This is a genomic window from Romboutsia sp. (genome assembly GCF_051659545.1).
GTDB lineage: Bacteria > Bacillota > Clostridia > Peptostreptococcales > Peptostreptococcaceae > JBOFOR01.
The window spans coordinates 1-3,139 of the sequence record NZ_JBOFOR010000258.1 but is presented as its reverse complement, the minus strand read 5'-3'; the positions used below and the strand labels follow the sequence as shown (position 1 = coordinate 3,139).

Here is a 3,139-nt window from a genome sequence, read left to right as displayed (position 1 = left end):
AGAAGAAATCAATATTTTATCAATATAATTAATAAAGAAAAAGATAATGTATCTGTAAGATTATATAAAGAAAATCTTACAGATAAAGAAGCATGTGATTTGGAAATTAAAAGAATTGAATATTATAGGTCTATAAATCAAGCTAAAACAAATTTTCATAATGGAGGCGTAGGAGGTCATACTGGGAATTATCATTCTAAAGATAGAAGTGATAAATTGAGTAAATTGATGAAAGAAAGAAATTTATCAGGTGAAAGAAATCCAATGTATGGCAAAACACATTCTCTAGAAGCTAGATTAAAGATAAGCATTACGCATAAAGGAAAAGTAATTTCTGAAGAACATAGGAAACAAATAAGTAAAAAATTAAAAAATACAGTAGCAAGTGAAGAAAAAAGAGAAAAATGCAGAATAAAATCAACAGGAGTAGTTTTTACACAAGAAAGAAAAGATAATATATCTAAAGCATTAATAAAAAATGTGTATACTGTTGCTTATAATGATGAATTTAATGAAATTCCTGGTAAGGTTAATTTATATAAATTTATGACAAATAAATATTCTCTATCAAAAACTGTTACTGATAAAATTTTAAATAATTGTTGGGATCCTAAATTTAAAAGACATCTAAAATATGAAACTCTAAAAATCATAGAAACTGAAATAAAGTGTATCGACTAATGGGGGATGAGTGTAGCCCAAGTACATTGGAGTTTAGCACCAATGGAAGCGCAAGGCATCTTTAAGAAGATGATGAGATAGTCAGTACTTATAGAAATATAAGAGGATATGGATATGGATTATGCAATGCAGAGCATACATAATTGTATGCTTATAAATTTAGAAGATATGCTACAAAATGGTACAGTTATAAATAACAAATTAATAGAGTCACCAAAGACTTTTACTACAGCATGTACAATAGTAACTCAAATAATAGCTCAAATAGCTAGTGGGCAATATGGTGGAAATACTATAACGATAAAGCATATAGCACCATTTTTAAGAAGAAGTTATGATAAGTATTATAATATCTATAAAGAGAAATTCTCTGAAGAAGTGGCTAAACAAGTTTCAGAAGATAGAATGATAGAAGAGTTAAAATCTGGTATACAAACATTAAGATACCAATTAAGCACATTATATACAAGTAATGGTCAGTCCCCCTTTTCAACTATTTACTTAGAAATAGAGGAAGGGCATGAGTATGAAAGAGAAATGGCTCTAATCTGTGAAGAAATGATAAAACAAAGATTAGAAGGAATGAAAAACTACAAAGGTCAAGAAATTGGAGAAGAATTCCCTAAGTTAGTATACTTACTAGATGAGCATAACTGCTTAGAAGGTGGTAAATATGACTACGTTACAAAGCTTGCGGCAGAGTGCAATACTAAGAGATTAGTGCCTAAAAAATAGATTGGGCCTTAATATAGAAATATATTGAGAAAACCTCGTGGACCTAAAACTAGGGTGTATAATCGACGTAGAGTAGGTATAGGAAATGATACTTAATGATTATGCTAACAGGGAAAGCTAAGTCGTAAAAGATATGCTAATCCTGTGGTAAGCTATTGTATAAAAATCTTCTTAATAAGAAGGAGATAATACTGATATGAGAAAAAATATAACTATGTGTAAATATATAAAATCAAATTATAAAAATATTAATATAGAAATAATAGATATAGATGAATATAGCTGTACTTATAAATGTTTAATATGTGGAGCTATCAAAACAAATACTTTAAACTCCATGAGAAGACAGTTAAAAGAAACTAGTAATCTTCATACGGAAGCTTGTTCAAAGTATTTTAATGACATAATAAAATGTGAGTTAAACGAAAAACAACTTAATCAGTTTAGAGCATTTTATAGATACGCAAAAGAAAGATGTTGTAATCCAAATTCAAAAGATTATATTAGATATAAAGATAAATTTAAATTCAATGATTATACTGAATATGTAAATAGTTGCTACAATCTATATAAAAAGGCATATGATATTTATGGTGAAAATAATTTAAGTGTAGATAGAATAGATAATTCAAAAGGATATGAAAAAGACAATATAAGGTTTGTACCAATGTCAATTAACGCAGAAAATAAAGAAAAAATATATCCAGTTATGGCAGTAAATATCATTACAAAAGAAATTATTGAGTCAAAATCATTAACACGTTTAGCAAATGAATATTTTGATGGAAAACATACATCTTTATATCAATCAATAGAACAAAATAGATTATATTTAAACACATGGAAGATATTTTATACAATAGAAACTTAATCGACTATCGAAAGTATAACTAAGAAGAAAACTCTTAGTGAATAAATGAGTAGAGTACATTTAATGTGAAACTCATTAAATGGAAGTGCGAGGGTTCTTATATATGGTAAAAGTATATAAGAATATGATATAGTCAGGGCCTATAGAAATATAGGACAACTCGGATTATCAAAGTGCTAAGATAATGAGAAAAAATTATGAAGGTAATACCTTCCCACCCATGGGTTGTAGATCGCACTTAAGTCCTTGGAAGGATGAAAATGGAGAATATAAATGGTATTCAAGATTTAATCAAGGAGTAATATCATTAAACTTAGTACAAGTAGCATTAACAGCAAATAAAGATATGGATAAGTTCTTTGAAGTATTAGATGAAAGATTAAAGCTTTGCAAAGAAGCCTTAATGGTTAGACATAACCTACTATTAGGAACAACATCAGATGTATCTCCAATACACTGGCAACATGGAGGTATAGCAAGACTTGAAAAGGGTGAAAAAATAGATAAATTATTAAAAGACGGATACTCAACACTATCATTAGGATATGTAGGGATACACGAAATGACTCAAGCAATATTAGGTGTATCTCATACCACTAAAGAAGGAGAAGAGTTTGCTATAAAAGTAATGGAATATCTAAACAATGCTTGTCAAACATGGAAAAAAGAAACAGGACTTGGATTTGGACTATATGGGACACCAGGAGAAAGTTTAACATCAAGATTCTGTAGAATAGATAAACAAAAATTTGGAGAAATAAAAAATGTAACAGATAGAATGTACTATACAAACTCATATCATGTTCACGTAAGTGAAGAAATAGATGCTTTTGATAAGCTTACATTTGAAAG

Annotated in this window: 4 protein-coding genes; all 4 read left to right on the top strand. The window is 28.4% G+C overall.

The annotated features are described in order from the left end of the window. On the top strand, positions 1-681 hold a 681-nt coding region (locus tag ACRC03_RS14690; protein ID WP_438653337.1), incomplete at its 5' end, for an NUMOD3 domain-containing DNA-binding protein. 114 nt (positions 682-795) lie between these two features. After that, positions 796-1,416: an anaerobic ribonucleoside-triphosphate reductase gene (gene nrdD, locus ACRC03_RS14685; protein WP_438653336.1), complete on the top strand. Its 621-nt coding sequence runs from the start codon at positions 796-798 to the stop codon at positions 1,414-1,416. Positions 1,417-1,612: 196 nt separating this feature from the next. Continuing rightward, positions 1,613-2,287, top strand: coding sequence for a hypothetical protein (locus ACRC03_RS14680; protein WP_438653335.1), 675 nt, complete (start codon positions 1,613-1,615; stop codon positions 2,285-2,287). A gap of 184 nt (positions 2,288-2,471) precedes the next feature. Then, positions 2,472-3,139 (top strand): anaerobic ribonucleoside-triphosphate reductase (nrdD, locus tag ACRC03_RS14675; protein WP_438653334.1); only part of this gene is annotated, 668 nt, incomplete at its 3' end.

Coding starts and splice junctions, on each gene's coding strand:
- ACRC03_RS14680 (WP_438653335.1), top strand. CDS start 1,613: ATGAGAAAAAATATAACTATGTGTAAATATATAAAATCAAATTATAAA.
- nrdD (WP_438653336.1), top strand. CDS start 796: ATGGATTATGCAATGCAGAGCATACATAATTGTATGCTTATAAATTTA.